This window comes from Streptomyces sp. PTY087I2, from assembly GCF_001687325.1.
Classification (GTDB): Bacteria; Actinomycetota; Actinomycetes; order Streptomycetales; family Streptomycetaceae; genus Streptomyces.
Map to the genome: position 1 here is coordinate 1 of NZ_LZRD01000002.1, position 21,866 is coordinate 21,866.

21 protein-coding genes are annotated in these 21,866 nt (G+C 73.8%); 10 read left to right on the plus strand and 11 right to left on the minus strand.

Annotated features, from left to right (window positions below):
• A partial coding sequence (locus tag A3Q37_RS02015) for an electron transfer flavoprotein subunit beta/FixA family protein (protein ID WP_065477314.1) occupies positions 1-606 on the minus strand: 606 nt, incomplete at its 3' end.
• A gap of 169 nt (positions 607-775) precedes the next feature.
• On the opposite strand from A3Q37_RS02015, the gene A3Q37_RS02020 reads away from it, so the two are divergent.
• From A3Q37_RS02020 to A3Q37_RS02050, 7 genes are all read left to right on the plus strand, one after another.
• The gene (locus A3Q37_RS02020) at positions 776-1,501 is read left to right on the plus strand and encodes a TetR family transcriptional regulator (RefSeq protein ID WP_065476759.1); all 726 of its coding nucleotides are present in this window, start codon (positions 776-778) and stop codon (positions 1,499-1,501) included.
• A gap of 125 nt (positions 1,502-1,626) precedes the next feature.
• Positions 1,627-1,998: a Zn-ribbon domain-containing OB-fold protein gene (locus A3Q37_RS02025; protein WP_065476760.1), complete on the plus strand. Its 372-nt coding sequence runs from the start codon at positions 1,627-1,629 to the stop codon at positions 1,996-1,998.
• Between the two features lie 415 nt (positions 1,999-2,413).
• Positions 2,414-3,259 carry an inositol monophosphatase family protein gene (locus tag A3Q37_RS02030; protein WP_065476762.1) on the plus strand — a complete coding sequence of 282 codons (846 nt, stop codon included), beginning with the start codon at positions 2,414-2,416 and terminating at the stop codon, positions 3,257-3,259.
• A 117-nt stretch (positions 3,260-3,376) separates the two neighbouring features.
• Complete coding sequence (locus tag A3Q37_RS02035) at positions 3,377-4,795, plus strand: NAD(P)/FAD-dependent oxidoreductase (protein ID WP_065476764.1); 1,419 nt, start codon at positions 3,377-3,379, stop codon at positions 4,793-4,795.
• 88 nt (positions 4,796-4,883) lie between these two features.
• Positions 4,884-5,420, plus strand: a complete 537-nt coding sequence (locus A3Q37_RS02040) for an O-acetyl-ADP-ribose deacetylase (RefSeq protein WP_065476768.1) — start codon at positions 4,884-4,886, stop codon at positions 5,418-5,420.
• Positions 5,421-5,536: 116 nt separating this feature from the next.
• Positions 5,537-7,009: an AlkA N-terminal domain-containing protein gene (locus tag A3Q37_RS02045; RefSeq protein WP_065476771.1), complete on the plus strand. Its 1,473-nt coding sequence runs from the start codon at positions 5,537-5,539 to the stop codon at positions 7,007-7,009.
• Positions 7,010-7,022: 13 nt separating this feature from the next.
• Entirely contained in the window at positions 7,023-7,562 is a 540-nt protein-coding gene (locus A3Q37_RS02050) for a methylated-DNA--[protein]-cysteine S-methyltransferase (RefSeq protein ID WP_065476775.1), read from the plus strand.
• A gap of 149 nt (positions 7,563-7,711) precedes the next feature.
• Here the strand turns inward: A3Q37_RS02050 and A3Q37_RS02055 are convergent, their stop codons facing one another.
• Positions 7,712-8,296: a TMEM165/GDT1 family protein gene (locus A3Q37_RS02055; protein WP_065476777.1), complete on the minus strand. Its 585-nt coding sequence runs from the start codon at positions 8,294-8,296 to the stop codon at positions 7,712-7,714.
• Positions 8,297-8,682: 386 nt separating this feature from the next.
• Here A3Q37_RS02055 and A3Q37_RS02060 point away from each other — a divergent pair, with 386 nt between their 5' ends.
• Positions 8,683-9,087, plus strand: coding sequence for a (2Fe-2S) ferredoxin domain-containing protein (locus A3Q37_RS02060; RefSeq protein WP_065476780.1), 405 nt, complete (start codon positions 8,683-8,685; stop codon positions 9,085-9,087).
• Between the two features lie 24 nt (positions 9,088-9,111).
• Here the strand turns inward: A3Q37_RS02060 and A3Q37_RS02065 are convergent, their stop codons facing one another.
• From A3Q37_RS02065 to A3Q37_RS02095, 7 genes are all read right to left on the minus strand, one after another.
• Positions 9,112-11,013: a GAF domain-containing protein gene (locus A3Q37_RS02065; RefSeq protein ID WP_065476781.1), complete on the minus strand. Its 1,902-nt coding sequence runs from the start codon at positions 11,011-11,013 to the stop codon at positions 9,112-9,114.
• A 128-nt stretch (positions 11,014-11,141) separates the two neighbouring features.
• Positions 11,142-12,530 (minus strand): MFS transporter, encoded by a 1,389-nt coding sequence (locus tag A3Q37_RS02070; RefSeq protein WP_065476783.1) that lies wholly within the window; start codon positions 12,528-12,530, stop codon positions 11,142-11,144.
• A gap of 101 nt (positions 12,531-12,631) precedes the next feature.
• The gene (locus A3Q37_RS02075; RefSeq protein WP_065476786.1) at positions 12,632-13,429 is read right to left on the minus strand and encodes a 3-hydroxybutyrate dehydrogenase; all 798 of its coding nucleotides are present in this window, start codon (positions 13,427-13,429) and stop codon (positions 12,632-12,634) included.
• Between the two features lie 82 nt (positions 13,430-13,511).
• Positions 13,512-15,029 carry a 3-hydroxybutyrate oligomer hydrolase family protein gene (locus A3Q37_RS02080; protein ID WP_255311710.1) on the minus strand — a complete coding sequence of 506 codons (1,518 nt, stop codon included), beginning with the start codon at positions 15,027-15,029 and terminating at the stop codon, positions 13,512-13,514.
• Between the two features lie 41 nt (positions 15,030-15,070).
• Entirely contained in the window at positions 15,071-16,360 is a 1,290-nt protein-coding gene (locus A3Q37_RS02085) for a PHB depolymerase family esterase (protein ID WP_065476788.1), read from the minus strand.
• A 196-nt stretch (positions 16,361-16,556) separates the two neighbouring features.
• A complete protein-coding gene (locus A3Q37_RS02090) occupies positions 16,557-17,213 on the minus strand; it encodes a CoA transferase subunit B (RefSeq protein ID WP_065476790.1) in 657 nt (218 codons plus the stop codon).
• Between the two features lies 1 nt (position 17,214).
• On the minus strand, positions 17,215-18,042 hold the full coding sequence (locus A3Q37_RS02095; protein WP_065476792.1) for a CoA transferase subunit A: 828 nt from the start codon (positions 18,040-18,042) through the stop codon (positions 17,215-17,217).
• Positions 18,043-18,227: 185 nt separating this feature from the next.
• On the opposite strand from A3Q37_RS02095, the gene A3Q37_RS02100 reads away from it, so the two are divergent.
• Positions 18,228-18,428, plus strand: coding sequence for a type II toxin-antitoxin system VapB family antitoxin (locus A3Q37_RS02100; protein ID WP_065476793.1), 201 nt, complete (start codon positions 18,228-18,230; stop codon positions 18,426-18,428).
• Between the two features lie 158 nt (positions 18,429-18,586).
• On the opposite strand, the gene A3Q37_RS02105 is transcribed toward A3Q37_RS02100, so the two are convergent.
• Positions 18,587-19,084, minus strand: coding sequence for an NUDIX hydrolase (locus A3Q37_RS02105; protein ID WP_065476795.1), 498 nt, complete (start codon positions 19,082-19,084; stop codon positions 18,587-18,589).
• Between the two features lie 140 nt (positions 19,085-19,224).
• Here A3Q37_RS02105 and A3Q37_RS02110 point away from each other — a divergent pair, with 140 nt between their 5' ends.
• The gene (locus A3Q37_RS02110) at positions 19,225-20,343 is read left to right on the plus strand and encodes a glycerate kinase (RefSeq protein ID WP_065476797.1); all 1,119 of its coding nucleotides are present in this window, start codon (positions 19,225-19,227) and stop codon (positions 20,341-20,343) included.
• 543 nt (positions 20,344-20,886) lie between these two features.
• On the opposite strand, the gene A3Q37_RS02115 is transcribed toward A3Q37_RS02110, so the two are convergent.
• Positions 20,887-21,687 carry a CdaR family transcriptional regulator gene (locus tag A3Q37_RS02115; protein ID WP_065476800.1) on the minus strand — a complete coding sequence of 267 codons (801 nt, stop codon included), beginning with the start codon at positions 21,685-21,687 and terminating at the stop codon, positions 20,887-20,889.
• Positions 21,688-21,866: the final 179 nt, after the last annotated feature.

Here is a 21,866-nt window from a genome sequence, read left to right on the forward strand (position 1 = left end):
AACCGGCTTCTTCTTCGCCGCCATGATCCCCTTGAAGGAGGGGTAGCGCGCCTCACCGGACTGGTCGGTCACCGAGACCACCGCCGGCAGCGACGCCTCCAACTGCTCGGTCGCGGTGTCACCGTCACGCCGCCCGGTCACCACACCGTCGTTCACCGACACCTCGGACAGCAGCGTCACCTGCGGCACACCCAGCCGCTCCGCCAGCAACGCCGGCAGCACACCCATCACACCGTCCGTCGAGGCCATACCGCAGATCACCAGGTCATAGCCGGTCTTCTCGACCGCCTTCGCCAGCACCAGCGACGTACCCATCACATCCGTACCGTGCAGATCGTCGTCCTCGACGTGAACCGCCTTGTCCGCACCCATCGACAACGCCTTGCGCAACGCGTCCTTGGCATCCTCCGGACCCACCGTCACCACGGTGATCTCCGCATCATCAGCCTCGTCCGCGATCTGCAACGCCTGCTCGACCGCGTACTCGTCCAGCTCCGACAACAGACCGTCGACATCCTCACGGTCCAGCGTCAGGTCATCGGCGAAACGCCGGTCACCGGTCGCGTCGGGCACGTACTTCACACAGACAACGATCCTCAAGCTCACGCCGGCTCTCCTGCCTACCTGGGTGTGGTCCCACCTGGGTGTCATTCGTACTGATGAAGAGACTATGGCACTCAGTACCCTCTGTAAAGGTACCCAGTGCCAAAATGCCTCTTCCGGTGCTACGTTTCGCCGCATGAGCGAGGCGCGAGGACCCGAGAAGAAGGCACCCATGCGGGAGGTGCTGGCGCAGGCGGCCTTCCAGCTCTTCCTGGAGCGGGGCTTCGAGCGGACGACCGTGGACGACATCGTGGCGCGGGCCGGTGTGGGCAGGCGTTCGTTCTTCCGCTACTTCCCGTCGAAGGAGGACGCGGTCTTCCCGGACCATGAGCGCTGCCTCGCCGAGATGACCGAGTTTCTGGCAGCCGCCGACGACAGCGATCCGGTGGGTGCGGTGTCCGACGCCGCGCGCATCGTGCTGCGGATGTACGCGGCCAACCCCGAGTTCTCCGTACAGCGCTACCGGCTCACCCGGGAGGTGCCCGGACTGCGGACATACGAGCTGTCCGTGGTGCGCCGCTACGAGCAGACGCTCGCCGGTCATCTGCGGAGCCGGTTCGGTGAGGGCGGCGACGGGGCGTTGCGGGCCGAGATGATCGCCGCGTCCGTGGTCGCCGCGCACAACAACGGGCTGCGGCTGTGGCTGCGTTCGGGCGGGGAGGGCGACCCCGAGGTGGCCGTCGACCAGGCGCTCGCCCTGGTGCGCGAGGTGTGGGGGCGGCCTGCCGCCTCCACCGCCCCGGCCGCCTCCGAAGCCTCTGCCGTCCCCGCTGCCCCTGCCGCCCCCTTCACGGTCTCCGGTGACGGTGACGGTGAGGTGGTCGTGATGGTCGCGCGGAAAGGGACCCCGATGTGGCGCGTCGTGCAGCAGATCGAGGCGGCCGTCGGCGAGAACTGAGTATCAATGGGCACTCAGTGCCTTTACTGTCCGGCACTCAGTGCCATATGGTGCGGACGCGCCGGCAGTGCAGGTGCGGCGCGTCCGAGTCGAGCGCAGGGGGTCGAGCCGTGTCCCAGACAGGTATGGGTACCGTCCAGAAGGCGCACGAGGAGTGCGGCCTTGCCTACCACCGCTGCCGCTGGTGCGGCACCGCCTCCTTCCGGCGGCTGCTGTGCCCGGTGTGCGCGTCCAGTGAACTGGAGCCCGAACGCACCACCGGCCACGGCGTGGTCGTCCGGACCGCCGTGATCCACCGCTACACCGAGGCGGCTCGCAACGAGTCCCTGGTCCGGTTCCCCGAGGGTTTCGTCTTCCGCTGCCAGGTCGTCGGGGCCGCGCCGCAGATGGTGACGGTCGGCGCCCGGGTGAAGCCCCTGGCCGGTGAGGAGCCGGAGTCGTCGGGGGCGGTCGTCCTGGAACTCTGCGAGCCGCCCGCCCAGCGGGACTGGGTCTGACGCGACACGGGAGCGCGGGTGGAGGCCGGGGCCCCTCAGCCCCGGTGCGGCGGCCTCGCCGCGCGGGCCGTCAGGCCCTCCCGCGTGGTTGACCCAGGTCGAGGTGCCGAACAGGACCCGGTCGCGGGCCAGGCCCCGGGCGTGGTGGAGCAGCGGTTCCCACCCCGAGCCGGGCTTCGGCATGTGCTGGGGCCGGTGCGAGGAGAACTCGAGGTAGACGCCCGGGTGGAGGCCGGCCGGAAGTCCGCCGCGCAGGCAATCTCGGCGCCCGCGCCCGCCGCTGCCCCGGTCAGCCCCGCGATCACCAGCTTCGGCAGATGCAGGATCGCCTCGCGGACCCGCAGACAGTGGGTGTCCGAGTGACCGGATCGAGGGGCCAATCGAGGGGCCAGGGGGCTCGTGATTGGGTGGAGCCATGATCGATGACTTCCTGTACGGGACCGCCGGGGACACCGGACCGCTGGCCGAGGTCGACGCCGCCGTGCGTGCCGCCGCCGCGGCCGAGATCGTGCCCCGCCACCGGAAGCTCGCCGCCCACGAGATCATCGAGAAGAGCGGCCCGCACGACCTGGTCACCGCCGCCGACCGGCTGGCCGAGGAACACCTGACCGCCGCCCTCACCAAGCTGCTGCCCGGCTCGGTCGTCGTCGGTGAGGAGTCCGTCCACGCCGACCCGGCGGTCTACGACGCCCTCGGCGGTGACGCCCCCGTCTGGATCGTCGACCCGGTCGACGGCACCCGCCAGTTCGTCCGCGGCGAGGCCGGCTTCTGCACGCTGGTCGCCCTCGCCCAGCACGGCGAGATCCACGCCTCCTGGACGTACGCACCGGTCCTCGGCGAGATGGCCGTCGCCGTCCGCGGCCGGGGCGCCACGCTCAACGGCGCCCCGATACGCGCCGGGGCACCCGCCCCCGGTGCCGTGCTGAACGTGGCGATGTCGCACCCCGACTACACCACCGACGCCCAGAAGCGGGCCCTGCTCGGCCTGCGCACCGACGGCATCGCCGCCCGGCCCTGCGGCTCGGCTGGCCTGGAATACCTCGCGGTGGCGCGCGGGGAGCTGGACGCCACCGCGTTCAACTGGGAGTACGCCTGGGACCACGCGGCCGGACTGCTCCTGGTCACCGAGGCGGGCGGCGCGCAGTCGACCCTGTCCGGCGTCCCGTTCCGCATCGCGGGCGGCAACGACCTGCCGTTCACGGCGGCCCGCGACGCGGCCACCGCCGAACGGATCCTGACGGCGCTGCGGGCGGGCGGCTGACGGAGAGCGGGTGCCCCGGCCCGACCACCCCGCGGATCCGCGGGGGTCCGCGTCCGCGCTGTCGGTGGGGCCGCATACCCTGGGAGTCCGACTGCCGGCCGACGAAGGAGTCCCAAGGTGCCGTCGATGCTCGATGCGGTCGTGGTGGGCGCGGGACCCAACGGGCTGACCGCCGCGGCCGAACTGGCCCGCCGGGGCTTCTCCGTGGAGGTCCACGAGGCGCACGACACCATCGGCGGAGGCGCGCGCACCGAGGAGCTGACCCTTCCCGGATTCCGGCACGACCCGTGTTCCGCCGTGCACCCCCTGGGGATCGGCTCGCCAGCGTTCCGGGCGATGCCCCTGGACCGGCACGGCCTGGAGTGGCTGCACCCCGAGGTCGACCTCGCCCACCCCTTCCCCGACGGCACGGCCGCCGCCCTCACCCGCTCCGTCGGCGAGAGCGCCATGACGCTGGGGGCCGCCGACGCCGGCGCCTACCGCCGCCTCATGGCCCCCTTCCTCGGCCGCTGGGACACCCTGGCCGCCGACTTCCTGCGCACCCCCTGGGAGAGCCTGCCCCGCGACCCGTACCGGCTGGCCCGCTTCGGTCTGCTCGGCCTCCAGCCCGCCACCTGGGTCTCCCGGCGCTTCCAGGGCGAGAGGGCGCGCGGCCTCTTCGCCGGGCTCGCCGCCCACGCCATAGCGCCCACCAGCGGCTTCGCCACCTCGGGGATCGCCCTCGTCTTCGCGCTCGCCGCCCACGAGAACGGCTGGCCGGTGCCGCGCGGCGGCTCCCAGGCCATCTCCGACGCCCTCGTCTCCCTGCTCCGGGAACACGGCGGCACGATCCGCACCGGCAGCGAGGTCAAGCGGCTGGACGAACTGCCGCCCGCCCGCGCCTACATCTTCGACACCTCGCCCGCCGCCCTCGCCCGTATCGCCGGACTCGGCAGCGCCTACCACCGCTACCGCTACGGCGCCTCCGCCTTCAAGATCGACTACGCGCTGTCCGGTCCCGTCCCCTGGGCCGCGCCCGAGGCCCGCCGCGCGGGCACCGTCCACATCGGCCCCACCGCCACCGCCATCGACGCGGCGCTCAAGGCCGCCGTCGACGGCCGGGACCCCAGCGTCCCCTTCCTCATCACCGCCCAGCCCACCCTGACCGACCCCTCCCGGGCCCCCGAAGGACGCCATGTCTTCTGGGTGTACGGACATGTCCCGGCGGGCTGGGAGGGCGACGCCACCGACGTCATCGAACGCCAACTGGAGCGCTTCGCCCCCGGGTTCCGCGATCTGGTCCTCGCCCGCGCGGTCGCCGGACCGCCCGAACTCGCCGCGCGCAACGCCAATTACATCGGCGGCGACATCGCGTGCGGAGCCTTCGCCGGCCTCCAGACCCTGATCCGCCCCAAGCTCGCCCGCGTCCCGTACGCCACCGCGCACCCCGCGGTGTTCCTCTGCTCATCGGCCACCCCGCCCGGACCCGGGGTGCACGGCATGTCCGGTCACCACGCCGCCAAGGCCGTATGGCGGCGGCTGCGGGCGGCTTCCTGAGCCAGCCCCCCGGCTTTCGCCGCGGGTCCGCCCGACGGGTCGCCCCGACCGGGCGGCGAAGGCCCCCGGCGCGCGGCATGATGTCCGCATGAGCACCTCTGTCTCTCCCGCCGTACGTCTGGTCCGCGGCGACATCACCGACCAGTCCGTCGACGTCATCGTCAACGCGGCGAACTCCTCGCTGCTCGGCGGCGGCGGAGTCGACGGCGCCATCCACCGGCGCGGCGGACCCGACATCCTCGCCGCCTGCCGTGAACTGCGCGCCTCGCGGTACGGAAAGGGCCTGCCCACCGGGCAGGCCGTCGCCACCACCGCCGGACGCCTCGACGCGCAGTGGATCGTGCACACCGTCGGCCCGGTCTTCTCCAGCGCCCAGGACCGCTCCGCCCTGCTCGCCTCCTGCTACCGCGAATCCCTGCGCCTGGCCGCCGAGTTGGGGGCCAAGTCCATCGCGTTCCCGGCGATCTCCACCGGCATCTACGGCTGGCCGATGGACGACGGGGCCCGGATCGCGGTGCGCACCGTCCTGGCGGAGACCGTGGAGCCGGTCGAGGAGGTGCGCTTCGTGCTCTTCGACGCGCACGCGTACGTGGAGTTCGAGGAAGTCCTCGCGATGCGCGGCTGAGCGCGCGCACTCCACGGGGGGCGGTCCCGGCGCTCGTACGGCTGTCGGATTTCCGCGTGACGTCCGTGTCGGATTTCCGCCAGCCAAGCCCCTGACCGGTGAACCATCCTGGAACTATGCACACCGACACCGAGCGCTGCGTGCGGGCCGTCCAGTCCAAGGACGCCCGCTTCGACGGCTGGTTCTTCACCGCGGTCCTCACCACCCGGATCTACTGCCGCCCCAGCTGCCCCGTCGTGCCGCCCAAGACCCGCAACATGACCTTCTACCCGAGCGCCGCCGCCTGCCAGCAGGCCGGATTCCGGGCCTGCAAGCGGTGCCGCCCCGACACCAGCCCCGGCTCCCCGGAGTGGAACGCCCGCGCCGACGCGGTCGCCCGCGCCATGCGCCTCATCCAGGACGGGGTCGTCGACCGCGAAGGGGTGCCCGGGCTCGCCGCCCGGCTCGGCTACTCCGCCCGCCAGATCGAACGCCAGCTGCTGGCCGAGCTGGGCGCCGGACCGCTGGCCCTGGCCCGCGCCCAGCGGGCCCAGACCGCCCGGCTCCTCATCGAGACGACCGGACTGCCCATGGCCCAGGTGGCGTTCGCCGCCGGCTTCTCCTCGATCCGCAGCTTCAACGAGACGGTCCGCGAGGTCTTCGCCCTGGCCCCCGGCGACCTGCGCACCCGCGCCGCCCGGGGCCCGCGGACCACCGCCGTACCCGGCGTCATCGCGCTCCGCCTGCCGTACCGGGCCCCGCTCAACCCCAGCAACCTCTTCGGCCACCTCGCCGCGACCGCGGTCCCCGGCGTCGAGGAGTGGCGCGACGGCGCGTACCGGCGCACGCTGACCCTCCCGTACGGACACGGCATCGTCGCCCTGACCCCGAAACCCGACCACATCGCCTGCCGGCTCTCCCTCACCGACCCCCGCGACCTCACCCGGGCCATCAGCCGCTGCCGCTGGCTCCTCGACCTGGACGCGGACCCGGTCGCCGTCGACGCCCAACTGCGCACCGACCCGCTGCTGGCCCCGCTGGTCGACGCGGGCCCCGGCCGCCGGGTGCCGCGCACCGTGGACGGCGCGGAGTTCGCCGTACGCGCGGTGCTCGGCCAGCAGGTCTCCACCGCCGCCGCCCGCACCCACGCGGCCCGGCTGGTCACCGCCCACGGCGTCCCGGTCGACGACCCCGAGGGCGGGCTCACCCACCTCTTCCCGACCCCTCAGGCGCTGGCGGAGCTCGACCCGGAGGCCCTCGCGCTGCCGCGGACCCGCCGCACCACCCTCACCACGCTCGTCGCCGCCCTCGCGGAGGACCGGCTGCGGCTCGACACCGACACCGACTGGGAACGGGCCCGCGCCGAACTGGCCGCGCTGCCCGGCTTCGGCCCCTGGACCGTCGAGTCCATCGCCATGCGGTCCCTCGGCGACCCCGACGCCTTCCTCCCCACCGACCTCGGCATCCGCCGCGCCGCCGAACGGCTCGGCCTGCGGGCCACCCCCGCCGCCCTCACCGCACGGGCCGCCGACTGGCGCCCCTGGCGGGCGTACGCCGTGCAGTACCTCTGGACGGTGGACGACCACCCCATCAACCACCTCCCCGCCTGAAGGAGGCCCCTCCATGAGCCCCACGACCCCCAAAACCGCCACGACCCCGGTCGTCAAGCAGCACACGGTCGTCGACAGCCCCTACGGCCCGCTGACGCTCGTCGCCACCGACGGCGTCCTGTCGGCCCTCTACATGACCGACCAGCGCCACCGCCCGCCCGAGGAGACCTTCGGCGTACCGGATCCGGAGCCCTTCGGCGAGACGATCCGGCAGCTCGGCGAGTACTTCGCCGGGGACCGCACCGCCTTCGACCTGCCGCTGAACCTGGCGGGCACCCCGTTCCAGCGGAGCGTCTGGGCGGAGCTGCTGAAGATCCCGTACGGCGAGACCCGTACGTACGGCGAACTGGCCGAAGAACTCGGCAAACCGGGCGCCTCGCGGGCCGTCGGCCTCGCCAACGGCAAGAACCCGGTCGGGATCATCGTCCCGTGCCACCGCGTGATCGGCGCCTCCGGGAGCCTCACCGGATACGGCGGCGGCCTGGACCGCAAGCAGCGGCTGCTCGCCTTCGAGAGCGGCGGTACGGGGGAGGAGGCACCGGCCCTGTTCTGAGCGCGGGCGGGGACGCACAGAACTACCGCGGGCGGGGGCGCACCGAAAACCGTGGGCAGGCGCGTACCGAAAACCGCGGGCAGGCTCGCACCGAAAACCGCGGGCGGGGGCGCCCGGAACCGGAACGCCTCCGCCCCGCCGCGCCGGCCTCAGCCGGTGAAGATCTCCACGGCCGTCCAGATGGCGAGGCCCAGCATGCAGAGACCGCCGATGCGCTGCACGGTCTTCAGCGGTACGCGCTTCGCGATGAACTTCCCCGCCAGCAGCGCCAGCGCCGACACCGACATCAGGGCGGCGGCCGAACCGATCGCCGTGGACCAGGTGCCGTTGCTCGCCGCGAGGTTGGCGGTGGTGATCTGCGTCAGATCGCCCCACTCGCTGATGAAGACCGCCATGAACGCCGTCGAGTAGACCGGCCAGAAACCGGTCACCGTCTTCACCTCGGTCTCGTCATCGTCGTCCCCGCCGCTGCCGCGCAGCAGGAGGAACGCGCCGAGCGAGAAGAGCGAGGCCGAGACGAGCTTGACGATCCAGTCGGGCAGCAGCCCGATGAGGCTCCCCGCACCGACGGCGATGGCGACATGCACGATGAACGCGGACGACGTGCCGAACCACACGTAGAGCGGGCGCATCCGCGTGCCCATGGCCAGCGAGGCGAACATCGTCTTGTCGGGGAGCTCCGCGAGGAAGATCAGCCCGAAGGCGGTGATGATCGCCAGGAGGTCGAGATGCATTCCGGGTGGCTTTCTGTTGCGAGCCGGGCCCCGGATCTTCGCGAAGCGCCGCACGGGCTTTTCGGAGGACCACTCGGCCCGGCATGACGGCAGCGCCCACAGGGCGTGGACGTGTCATACAGGACCGAAGGTCTCGCCCGCCCGCGGAAATCCTTCTCAGGATCCACGAGCCCGGCCACCGGGAACCCGAGGGCTCCAGTGTGTCGACGACCGGTTTGCGGGGCTACTCCCCTTCGCAGCCGTCAACGATACCCCACTCGGCTTGGTGAGGGTGCTGGTGTTCGAACCGCGGACGCCTCGGTAGAGTCGTGGTGATCACCCGGACCGGCCGTGGTCCTCACCTGACATCACCCCTCACCCCTCTCTCCGCGACGGGAAGTGCCCCGATGAGCCGCCGCTCCCGCAAGGACGTGCCCGCCCAGGGCGCCGGCCGCCCCACCGTCAGCGTCTGCCGGGGCTGCTGCTGCGGCACCGAGAAGATCCCGGGCGTCGACCACGCGGCCCAGCTGGCCCGGCTGCGTTCCGGACTGGAGGGCGCCGCCACCGTACGGGCGGTCGAATGCCTGGACGCCTGCGAGCAGGGCAACGTGATCGTCGTGCAGCCCTCCGCCGAGGGGCGCAGGGCCGGGGGCCGGCCGGTCTGGCTGGGTCTGGTCAACGACGAGCACGCCGAGCAGGACATCGTGACCTGGGCGACGGAGGGCGGGCCGGGGCTCGCGGACGCCCCGGACATCCTCGACCTGTACGTCTTCAAGCCCTCGCGCCGGGTCTCGGCCGGCCTGGACGGCTGAGAACCCGCTGCCGCCGGGGCTCCCTCACCGGCCCTGTGTCAGCCGGTGCAGCCGCAGGGCCAGCTGGATCTCCAGCGTGCGTGCGGGCGAGTTCCAGTCCGGGCCGAGAAGTCGGCCGATGCGCTCCAGCCGCTGCACCACCGTGTTCACATGCACATGGAGCAGCGACTTGGTCCGGGTCAGGCTCGCGCCCTCGGCGAAATAGGCGTCCAGCGTGGTGACGAGGTCGGTGCCGCGCCGGCTGTCGTAGTCGAGCACGGGCCCCAGCGTCCGCCGGACATAGCCGCCCAGGTCCGCCTGGTCTCCCAGCAGTACGCCGATGAACCCCAGGTCCGCGATGGCCCCGCCGCTCCCGGTGCGGCCGAGGGCGCGCAGCGCGGCGAGGCAGCGGTCGGCCTCGCGGTGCGCGTCGGGCAGCTCGGCCGGACCCGTGGCCGGACCCGCCGCGCCCACCGTGACGGGGAAGCCGACCGCCTGGCCCAGCTCGGCGGCGAGCGTCTGCGCGGACGGCCCCGGCGCGTCGGAGGGAGCGACCAGGACGACGTGGTCGTGGTGGAGCCCGGCCAGACCGTTGAGGGCCTGCGCGCTGCGGGCGGACGCGGCAAGCAGCCGGTGGCGGGGGGCCACCTCGCTGTGCGCGACGAACACGCTGTGCCGACGGTTGAGGTTGACGCCCAGCCGGCGGGCGCGGGCGGCGAGGGTGCCCGGGTCGCCGGTGCGCGCGAGCAGATCGCCCAGCAGCTCTCCCCGCACCCGGTCCTCCGTCTCCGCGACCGAGCGGCGCAGCAGCATGAGCAGCGCGGTGACGACGCTGGCCCGCTCGAACAGCAGCCGGTCGGCGTCCGCGAGCCCGGCCCGGCCGGTCAGGGCGATGGAGCCGAGGAGCTCGGGCCCGGCGAGTACGGCGCAGACCCAGGTGCCGTCCAGCGGCACCGCCCGGCCCCGGGCCCGGGAGGCCGACACCGCCGGGAGCGGCTGCGGCAGCGGCTCGGCGCGCGCCCGGGCCAGCTCCGCGCCGTCCGCGTCGTGGATGAGGATCCCGCCGTCCAGGATGTCGGCGAGCGCCGCCGCCACGTCGTCGGCCCCGCCGCCCTGGAGCACCAGGTCGGTGAGCTGGTCGTGCGCCTCCTCGGCGCGGCGCATCGCCTCGCTGTGCGTCCGGATGGTCTCCGACGCGGCGTTCAGGTCGACCAGCGCGGCCCGGGTCTCCTCCAGCAGCCGCGCCCCGTCGATGGCGATCGCGGCGTGGTCGGCCAGGGAGGACAGCAGCGCCACCTCGGTCGCGGTGAACTCGCGGGGCGACCGGTCGGCCGCGTACAGGACGCCGATGATGCGGGCCCCGAGACGCAGCGGCACGCCGAGGATCGCCCGCAGGCCCTCGTCCAGGACCGCGCTGTCGATGGTGGTGGTGTGGTGGAACCGGGTGTCGGCCTGGTAGTCCCCGGTCGCGTACGGGCGGGCCGTCTGGGCCACCAGCCCGCCCAGGCCCTCGCCCATGCCGAGCCGCACCCGCTGGAACGCCTCGGCCACCGAACCATCGGTGACCCGCATGTACGTGTCGCCCGCGGCGTCGTCGTTGAGCGAGAGATAGGTGATGTCGGTGCCGAGCAGCAGCTTCGCCCGGTGGACGATGGCCCGCAGCACGGCGTCCAGGTCCCGCAGGGCCGCCAGGTCGCTCGCCGTGTCGAACAGGGCGGTGAGCTGCGCCTCGCGCACCCGGTGCTGGCCGAGCGTGCGCCGGATGCGCAGCGCCACGGCGGCGGCCTCGGCGATCTCGGCCACCTCGGCGGCGGAGGCGCCCGCCTCCCGGGCGTCGGCGGCCGGCCGGTCGAACTCCTCGGCCGCCGCACCCTGCGCCAGCAGATCGAGGAGCCGTCGCAGGGCGGGCGCGGAGTGCTGGGCGGGGCGTGTCACGCCGGTGAGCATACGGTGATCGCCTCCCGGGAGGGGCCGAGGGCGGGTCCGGCGGATCAGGACCGGACAGGCCCCGGCGGGCAACGGAACAGCCCTCCCGCGCACCGTACGAGCGGTGCGGCGCGCGGGAGGGCGGGGGATCAGCGGCCGAGGGGGACCGAGTCCTTCACGGTCGCGGCGGGCGCGGCCGGAACGGAATGCTCCAGGCCGTCCTTCGTCAGGTCGCGGCCCCGGGTCTCCTTGGCCACCCAGACCGTCACCGCGGTGACCAGGGAGGCGAAGCAGAGGTAGAGGGAGATCGGGACGGACGACTCGTAGTCCTTGAGCAGTTCGACCGCGATCAGCGGGGCGAGGGCGCCGCCGATGATCGAGGCCAGCTGGGAGCCCATCGAGGCGCCGGAGTAGCGGACCTTCGTGTCGAACAGCTCCGAGATGAACGCCGCCTGCGGACCGTACATCGCGCCGTGCAGCAGCAGGCCGAGCGTGACCGCGAGGACGATGACGGGGAACGACTTGGTGTCCAGGAGCGCGAAGAACCCGAACGCCCAGGCCGCCATGCCCACCGCGCCGATCAGGGTGACCGGGCGGCGGCCCAGCCGGTCCGAGAGCGCACCCCACAGCGGAATGGTCACGAAGTGCACCGCCGAGCCGATCAGGACGGCGTTCAGGGCGTCGCTCTTGGACATCTCCAGGTGCACGGTCACGTAGACGAGCAGGAACGCGGTGAGGATGTAGTACGAGATGTTCTCGCCGAAGCGCGTGCCGATCGCGAGAAGCACCTCGCGCCAGCTCTTGCGGAACACCTCGACGACCGGGGGCTGCTCCTTCTCCCCCTGGGCGGCCGCCTCGGCCGACTTGCGCTGCGCCTCCAGGAAGACCGGGGACTCCTCCACCGAGATCCGGATCCACAGGCCGATCATGACGAGGATGCCGGACAGCAGGAACGGGATGCGCCAGCCCCAGGCGAGGAACGCCTCGTCGGACTGGACGGCCGCGAGCAGCGCCAGGACACCGGTCGCCAGCAGATTGCCGCCGGGCGCACCGGACTGCGGCCAGGAGGCCCAGAAGCCGCGCCGTTCGTCGCCGCCGTGCTCGGAGACGAGCAGCACCGCGCCGCCCCACTCGCCGCCCAGCGCGAAGCCCTGCACCAGGCGCAGGACGGTCAGCAGGATCGGCGCCCACACCCCGATGCTGGCGTGGGTGGGCAGCAGACCCATGGCGAAGGTGGCGCCGCCCATCATGAGCAGGCTGAGCACGAGCAGCTTCTTGCGGCCGATCTTGTCGCCGTAGTGGCCGAAGACGATGCCGCCGAGCGGACGGGCGGCGAAGCCGACCGCGTACGTCAGGAAGGCGAGCAGCGTGCCGACCAGCGGATCGCTGCTGGGGAAGAACAGCGAGTTGAACACGAGCGCGGCAGCCGAGCCGTAGAGGAAGAAGTCGTACCACTCGATGGTGGTGCCGACGAGGCTGGCCGCGACGATGCGGCCGATGCGGCTGTTGCCGGGCGGAGCGGAGTTCGGGGAACCCATGGTGAGTCACCGCGTTTCAGTGGCAGGGCTGTCAGGGACGGGGGTGCGGGTGATGCGGATGGTGCGCCCGGTTCCGGTGGGGGCCGGAGCCGGGGTGGGGTTCAGTGGGCGCCCCAGCCTCCGTCCACGGGGAGCGAGGCGCCGGTGATGTATCCGGTGTGGGGGCCGCAGAGCCAGAGGCAGACCGCGGCGACCTCGTCGGGCTCGATCAGCCGCTTGATCGCGGAGCGCTCCAGGAGGATGTCGGTGACGACCTCCTCCGGCGGGATCCCGTGCGCGGCGGCCTGACCCGCGATCTGGCCCTCCACCAGGGGGGTACGGACATAGCCGGGGTTGACGCAGTTGCTGGTCACCCCGTGCGGGGCGCCCTCCAGAGCGGCCACCTTGCTCAGCCCCTCCAGGCCGTGCTTGGCGGCGACGTACGCGGACTTGAAGGCGCTGGCCCGCAGCCCGTGCATGCTGGAGACGTTGACGATCCGGCCCCACCCGCCGGCGTACATGTGCGGAAGGCACTGCCGCATCAGCAGGAACGGGGCGGTCACCATCACCTGCTGGATCAGCGCGAAGCGGCCCGGCGGGAACTCCTCGATGGGGGACACGTGCTGGAGTCCGGCGTTGTTGACCAGGATGTCCACCCCGGCCGGCAGCGTCCCGACCGCCTCCGCGTCGGCCAGGTCCACGACGTGGGCCACCCCGCCGATCGCGGCGGCGACGGACTTGGCGCTCTCCGCCTCCCGGTCGACCACGTGCACCAGGGCCCCGGCGGCGGCGAGCACCTCGGCGGTGGCCCGCCCGATGCCGCTGCCGCCGCCGGTGACGAGGGCGGCGCGCCCCCTGAGGTCCACGGCCCCGGCGCCCGGCGCCGGGGAGGCGGAGGCTGCGTGAAATTGGCTCGTCATGGCCGGAAACGGTAGAGACACCCGGCCGGACATCCCATGGAGTGAATCTCCACAGTGAGCTCGCGGGAAGTGGCGGACTCCGCTACCTGTTCGGCTTTCCGGGCTCCCCGTTCGGCTTTCCGGCCAGCGGGCAGCGGGTGAGCCGCTCGGCGGGAGTGGCATCCGCGGGCAGCTCCAGGGTGCGGCTCGACGGGGGACGCCGACCGTCGTCCAGCCAGCGTTCCAGCGCCGCGGCCGCCGAACGGTGGCACGGCACGAGCGGACGCAGCCGGTCCGGGAAGGTGTCGAAGAGCGAGTCCACATGCGTGCCGCCCTCGACCCGGTAGTAGCGGTGGAGCGCGCCACGCCCCTGCTGCCGCACCATCCGCGCGTACGTGTCCGAGGTCCGGGAGATCGGGAGCAGCACGTCCAGGGTGCCGTGGAAGCTGATCAGCGGTTTCCCGATACGGCCCGTCAGAGCGATCTTCGCGACCGCGTCGCGGACCTCGTCCGGCCGCTCCGCGTACACGTAGTCGGCGTCGCAGGCGGGGGTCCCGGGCGCGCAGAAGGGCGTGCCCGCCTCGGTCGCGCCGTCGAAGTCCGGGTCCAGCTCCTCCCGGTAGATCCGCTGGGTCAGGTCCCAGTAGTACTGGTGGTGGTACGGCCACAGGAACTCCGAACCGGCCGGGTATCCGGCGGCCGTCATGGTCCGGTGGGCGTCCTCGGCGTCCGCGCCCCCGGCGGCGTAGCGCGGGTAGGCACGCAGGGCGGGCGGCAGGAAGGTGAGCAGGTTCGGCCCCTCCGCGCGCCAGAGCGCCCCCTCCCAGTCCACCCCGCCGTCGTACAGCCCGGGATGGTTCTCCAGCTGCCAGCGCACCAGATAGCCGCCGTTGGACATGCCCATCGCCAATGTGCGCGAGGGAGGCCGCAGATAGCGCTGGGCGACCACCAGCCGGGCCGCGCGGGTGAGCTGGGTGAACCGGGTGTTCCACTCGGCGATCGCGTCACCGGGCGCCCGGCCGTCCCGGTGGAACGCGGCCGAGGTGTTGCCCTTGTCGGTGGCGGCGAACGCGTAGCCCCGGTCGAGCGCCCAGTCCCCGAAGGCCCGGTCGTTGGCGTACTGCTCGCGCACCCCGGGCGAACCGGCCACGACGAGGCCGCCGTTCCAGCGGTCCGGGAGCCGGATGACGAACTGGGAGTCGTGGTTCCAGCCGTGGTTGGTGTTGCCGGTCGACGTGTCGGGGAAGTACCCGTCGATCTGGATGCCCGGTACGCCGCTGGGGGTGGCCAGGCCCTCCGGGGTGAGCCCCGCCCAGTCGGCCGGGTCGGTGTGCCCGGAGGCCACCGTCCCCGCCGTGGTCAACTCCGCAAGGCAGTCGACTTGTTGGCGGGCCGCTCCGGGGACGCGGATGGCGTCCTGGCGTGCACAGTGCCCGTGCCCGTGCCCGCCGGAGTCCGGGGCCAGGGGAGCCGCGGCGGACGGGGCCGCCGTCCAGGCCGTCAGCACGGCCGCCGCGACGGCCGCCCCGCGCAGCCACCGGCCCCGGGACGGGCGGTGGGCGGCGTCGTGTGGTGGCCCGGCGCGCCGGGGCGCCGGTGGTACCGGGGGTGGGGTCAGCATGAGGTGTGCCTCCGTCGGGTGGGCGATGTGCGTGGGGTCTGTCAGGCGCAGGAGCCGTCGGCGAGGACGTAGTGGCCCGCCGGGGACTCCTTGAGGGTGTGGGTCACGAAGGTGTTGTAGAGCCCCAGATGCTGGCCGGAGCCCTTGGCGTACACCTGGCCGCCGGTGGTGGTGGCCCGGCCGGCGCGTACGTGCTCGTAGTTGTTCGCCGTCCAGCAGGCGGCGGGCTCGGTGGGCGGGTCCACGGGCGGCTCGGGGACGGTGGTGCCGTCGAGACCGAAGAACCGGGTGATCCAGTAGCCGGAGCAGATCGAGTCGATGAAGTGCTGGGTGCCGGTCGCACCGCACTGCTCGGCGCCGCTGCCCGGATCGACCGGGGTGCCGTGCCCGATGCCGGGCACCCTGTCGACCTCGACGACGCTCCGGCCGTCCGCCGCCAGATACTCGCTCCTGCGGGTGCTGTTGGGGCCGATCGTGGAGGTACGGTCCGGGGTCTGGCCGAGCCCGTGCACCGCGGTCCACTGGTCCCGCAGCTCGTCGGCGTTCCTCGGGGCGACGGTCGCGTCGTTGTCCCCGTGCCAGATCGCCACCCGGGGCCAGGGGCCCGCGAAACCGGGGTGCGCGTCCCGGACGGCCTGCGCCCAGGCGGCCGGGGTGCGGTCCACGCCGGGGCTCATGCAGCCGAACGCCGAGACGACGTCGACCCCGCAGCCGTACGGGATCCCGGCGACGACCGCGCCCGCGGCGAACACGTCCGGGTAGGCGGCCAGCATCACGGAGGTCATCGCCCCGCCCGCCGAGAGACCCGTGACCTGGACCCGGCCGGGGTCCGTGCCGTAGGCGGCCGCGGCGTGCGCGACCATCTGCCGGATCGACGCGGCCTCGCCCTGGCCCCGCCGGGTGTCGCTCGGCTGGAACCAGTTGAAGCACTTGTTGGCGTTGTTGGCGGTGGTCGTCTCGGCGTACACGACGAGGAAACCGTGCCGGTCGGCGAAGGTGTTGAGACCGGCGTTGTCGGAGTAGATCTGCGCGCTCTGGGTGCAGCCGTGCAGGGCGACGACCACGGGCGCGTTCGCGGGCAGCGCCGCGGGCCGGTACACGTACATGTTCAGGGCGCCGGGGTTGGCCCCGAACGAGGTGACCCGCTCCAGGGCGGCGGCCGCCCGCGCCTCGGCGGGTGCCGCGGCGCTCGCGGAGGCCGTCCCCGGTCCTGCCAGGGCCGCCCCGGTGGCCAGGGCGACGACGGCGGCGAACCGGCGGACGGCACGGCTCCACCGCCCGCCGCGCCGGGCCCCGGGCGGAGCGGGGTGTGGGGGAATGATGTGCGACATGGTGACCTCCCGTGGGACGGTGCACGGGATCGCCCGTGATCCCGTGACCCCGGCCGGGGCGCGCCATGCGGGAGCGCGGTACGGCCGGGGTGCGGTCACCGTAGGAAGGGGGCGGGAGGCCGGGTAATGGCGATGTTCTCCACAACGGGCCCGGGAGCCCGGGGCCACCACCTGTTGCCGGGAGCGCGCCGGGCTGCTACGTGCGTACCGATACCGGCTCGTGCGCCACGGTCAGCTCCGCCCCGGTCGCGGTCCGCACCTGATCGACCGTCACCCCGGGGGCCGTCTCCCGCAGCAGGAAGCCGTCGGGGGTGACGTCCAACACCGCGAGATCGGTGATGATCCGGTGCACGACGCCCCGGCCGGTCAGCGGCAGGGCGCATTCCTGGAGGAGCTTGGGGGAGCCGTCGCGCGCCGTGTGCTCGGTCAACACGATGACGTGCCGGGCCCCGTGGACGAGATCCATGGCGCCGCCCATCCCCTTGACCATCTTGCCGGGGATCACCCAGTTCGCCAGATCGCCGGAGGCGGACACCTGCATCGCGCCCAGGACCGCGACGTCGATGTGCCCGCCCCGGATCATCGCGAAGGAGAGCGCGGAGTCGCCACAGGACGCCCCGGGCAGCAGGGTCACCGTCTCCTTGCCCGCGTTGATCAGGTCGGCCCTGACCTCGGACGCGACGGGGTAGGGGCCGACGCCGAGGATGCCGTTCTCCGACTGGAACACCACCTCGACGCCGTCCGGCAGATGGTCGGGGATGAGCGTCGGCAGACCGATGCCGAGGTTGACGTAGGAGCCGTCGGGCAGCTCGCGTGCGGCGCGGGCCGCCATCTGCGTACGTGTCAGCGGCATGTCAGCGGTTCCCTTCGCGAACGGCGGGGACGGCGTGAACGGCGGGGCCGGAGTGGGCAGGGCCGGCAGGCCGGACGGTCAGGCGCTCGACGCGCTTCTCGGCACGTGGATCGTCCGCGCCGATGGGGACGACCCGCTGGACGAAGATCCCGGGCAGATGGACGTCGTCGGGGGCGAGTTCGCCCGGCTCGACGAGTTCCTCGACCTCCGCCACGGTGATGCGCCCGGCCATGGCGGCGAGCGGGTTGAAGTTACGGGCGGAGGAGTCGAAGCGGAGGTTGCCGTGCCGGTCGCCCACGGCGGCGCGCACCAGCGCGAAGTCGGTGGTGATGCCCTCCTCCAGCAGGTGCTCGCGCCCGCCGAAGACCCGGGTCTCCTTGGCCGGCGACGCGACCGCGACGGAGCCGTCCGCGCCGTGCCGCCAGGCCAGACCGCCCTCGGCGATCATGGTGCCCGCACCGGCCGGTGTGTAGAACGCCGGGATGCCGGAGCCGCCCGCCCGCAGCCGTTCCGCCAGGGTGCCCTGGGGGACGAGCTCCACCTCCAGCTCCCCTTGGAGGTACTGGCGCGCGAACTCCTTGTTCTCCCCGACGTACGAGCTGGTCATCCGAGCGATCAGCCCCGCACGCAACAGGAGCCCCAGGCCCCAGTCGTCCACCCCGCAGTTGTTGGACACCACCCTGAGCTCACCGGCTCCGCGCTCCAGCAGAGCGTGGATCAGCACATTCGGTATCCCGCACAGCCCGAACCCGCCCACGGCCAGCGACGCCCCGCGCCCCACGTCCGCGACCGCGTCCGCCGGGTCAGCGACCACCTTGTCCCTGCTCATCCGTACACCTCTCACCGCATCGACTGCGCACGAGACTAGGAATCGCGGACGCCCCCGGGCGATGGTGGACGGCCACACATCGGGGCCGGCCCGGATAGTGGTGCCACCGATCCGGCACCTGCCCCCGACCGTGCTCTTCGGGGATCCCGGCCCCTGGGCGGAACGCGCCGGGGTAGGGTCCGCGCATGGCCAAGGTGACCGTCAGTCTGGATGCCGAACTCGTCGTCGAAGTGATGGTCCTCGCGGGGGTGGGGAACCCGCAGGACGCCGTCGAACTCGTGGTGCGCGACTACATCGCGCGCGGTCACCGCACGGAGGCTGTCGTCGCCGAGCGGGAGGGAGCGGCGCGCGAGGTGGAGATCAAACCGGAGGCACAGCAGGGCTGACCGCCGTCGGGCCGGCTGTCGGAAAGCCCCGTCTACGCGACCGGCTCGCCGACCGGGGCGGGAGGGGCCGGTCGGCGCGGCAGAGGGAGGCCCCTTCTACGTGACCGGTGCGGAGGGAGGCACCCTTTCCAACGTGACCGGCGCGGAGGAGGGCCCCTTTACGCGACCGGCTCGCCGTCCTCCAGCTCCACCGGGCCGCTGCCCGACGCCAGGGCTGCCAGCGCTGCCCGGACCCGGCCGGCGAGCGGGCCCAGCAGGTAGCCGTCCAGGTCGGCGGGGGCCACCAGGCGCCAGGACAGCAACTCCTCCTCCTGGAGCCGGATCGCCGCCAGCCGGTCGGCGGTCAGCACCCCGCCGTCGTACACGTACGCCACGATCGGCGGCCGGGCCGGGCCCCGCACCCAGTCCACGGCGAGCAGCCGGCCCGGGGCCACGTCGAGTCCGATCTCCTCCGCCGTCTCGCGGCGGGCGCCCTGCCGGGGGCCTTCGCCTGTCTCCGACTCGACGGTCCCGCCGGGCAGCGCCCAGCCCTTGCGGTAGTTCGGCTCGACCAGCAGGACCCGTCCGTTCGCGTCGCGGAAGAGCGAGGCGGCACCGGCGAGGACCCGGGGGAGCCCGGCGATGTACGCGGCGTAGCCGGCGTCGGGAGTCGTCACGGCCGACAGCGTAGTGGGCAGGGGTCCGGACCGTACGACCGTGGACGGCCATGGGCAGATCAGGGGTCGTGCGGATAGGGTCGGGGCGGCGCGACTGCCTGTTCGAAAGCAAGGGATGCAAGGTGACGGACGGAGCAGATGTGGAGACCGCCCGCGTGCTGGTGGCGGCGGACAAGTTCAAGGGCTCGCTCACGGCCGTACAGGTCGCGGAGCGGGTGACGGCCGGGCTGCGGCGCGTGGTCCCCGGCCTGGCGGTGGAGACCCTGCCGGTCGCGGACGGCGGCGACGGTACGGTCGCGGCGGCGGTGGCCGCCGGGTTCGAGCGCCGCGAGGCGCGGGTGACCGGCCCTCTCGGCGACCCGGTGACGGCGGCGTACGCGCTGCGCGGGTCCACCGCCGTGGTGGAGATGGCCGAGGCCTCGGGCCTCCAGCACCTGCCCGACGGGGTGTTCGCCCCGCTCACGGCCACCACGTACGGCTCGGGTGAGCTGCTGAAGGCGGCCCTGGAGGCGGGGGCGACGACGATCGTGTTCGGGGTCGGCGGGAGCGCCACCACCGACGGCGGCGCGGGCATGCTCGCCGCGCTCGGCGCCCGCTTCCTGGACGCGGACGGCAAGCCGGTGGGCCCCGGCGGCGGGGGACTGGCCGCCCTGGCCGAGGCCGATCTCTCCGGGCTCGACCCGCGCCTGAAGGACGTCGACCTGATCCTGGCCAGCGACGTGGACAACCCGCTGACCGGGCCCAAGGGGGCGCCCGAGGTGTACGGGCGGCAGAAGGGCGCGAGCGAGGAGGACATCGCGGTCCTCGACGCGGCCCTCACGCACTACGCCTCGGTCCTCGGCCCCGACACGGCGGCGCTGCCCGGCGCGGGCGCGGCCGGCGGCATCGGCTACGGGGCCCTCGTCGCCCTCGGCGCCCGCTTCCGCCCCGGCATCGAGGTCATGCTCGACGTCCTCGGCTTCGCCCCCGCGCTGGCCCGCGCCACGCTGGTGATCACGGGCGAGGGCTCGCTCGACGAGCAGACCCTCCACGGCAAGGCCCCGGCCGGGGTCGCCGCCGCCGCCCGCGCGGCCGGAATCGAGGTCGTCGCGGTCTGCGGCCGCCTGGCCCTGCCCGAGGAGGCCCTGACCGGGGCGGGCATCGCGCGCGCCTACGCCCTGGCGGATCTGGAACCGGACCCGGCGGTCTCGATGGCCGAGGCAGGCCCGCTGCTGGAACGGGCGGCGGAGTCGATCGCCAGGGACTTCCTGCTGCGCTGACGTCGGTACGTTCCTGTACGGGGAGGGGGTCCGGGGCGACGACCGGGTAGCGGCTGGCTCCGGGCGACGACCGGGCCCCGCCCCGTGGCGGCTGCCCGCGACCGGGCCCCGGCCTTCGGCTGAGCCCCGGCCTTGGCGGACCCCGCCGAGGCCGGGCTGCGCCCGTCGGCTGGGGCAGGGCTGCGCTCCCCGGGTCGGCCTCGCCCCCGGCGCCCCAACCTTGGCGAGCCCGGCCTGTGTCAGGGCCCCGCCCGAGGGCGGGCTCCAGCTTTCGGCCGGGCCGTGGCCCTTGGCGGGCCCCGCCCGCGACCGGGCTGCACCTTTCAGCCGGGCTGCGCCTCTCGGCCAGGCTCGGGCCCCCGACCGGCCCCGCCCCAGGCCTTGGCGGGCCCGGCCTGTCAGGGCAACCGCCCGAGGCCTTCGGCCGGGCTCCAGCCTTCGGCCGGGCCATGGCCCTTGGCGGGCCCCGCCCGCGACCGGGCTGCACCTTTCAGCCGGGCCGCGCCCCTCGGCCAGGCTCGGCCCCCGACCGGCCCCACCCCCTCAGCCCCCGCCCCCGAGTCCCGGCGGGGCCGACGACAGCCGCAGCACGTCCAGCGCCAGCACCAGGTCCACCAGTTCGCGCGGCCGGGACAGCGAGCGGGCGGTCAGGCGTTCCAGGCGGCGCAGGCGGTTGAACACCGTGTTGCGGTGGCAGCCCAGCCGGGATGCCGTCCGCCCCACCGAACCCCCGCACTCCAGCCACGTCTCCAGCGTCTCCACCAGCAGTGACCGTTCCGCCGGTACGAGCGTCAGCAGCGGGCCGAACACCTCCGCCAGCAGCCGCGTGGACAGCTCCGGGCGGCTCACCAGCAGGGCCGCCGGCAGCCGCTCGTCCAGCCGGACGATCTCCCGGCTGCCCGGCTCGCACGTCAGCAGCGCCGTACCCGCCAGCCGGCGCGCGGCGCCCAGCTCCGCCAGGGAGCCCACCACCGGGCTCACACCCCCCGGCCCGGCGCCCAACTCCCTGAGCCGTGCCGCCGCCCCGGCCGGACCCGCCGGGCCCAGCAGCACCACCGCTACCTCCCGGCCCTCCCGACCTTGCCCCTGGCCCTCCCGGCTCTCCTCCCGGTCCTCCGGTCCGCCCGGGGAGTCCTCCGCTCCGCCCCACCACCAGCGCGCCCCGTCCCCGTCGGGGCCCTCGGTCGCCGCCGCGTCCGGCGCCGGTGTGCCCAGCACCACCACGACGTAACGTCCCCGCTCCGGCAGCCCGAGGCCGCGCGCCGCACGCGTCACCAGGTCCGGCGGGGCCCCGCCCGCCAGCAGCGGGCCGAGCAGCGCCCCGTACCGCGTTCCACGCCGCATCCGCCGCTCCGTCCCCGGGTCCGGGCGCTCCTGACGACCGATGAGGATGCCACCGGGCCCGGCCGCGGGCGCCCGCCCGTCACGGCGTCTGTGCGCGTGCACAACGAGGCCCTTCGTTCGCTGGTCGCCCGCATCGAGTCGGCCCCGCCCCGTGGACGCACGTCCCGCCCGGTGCTGGT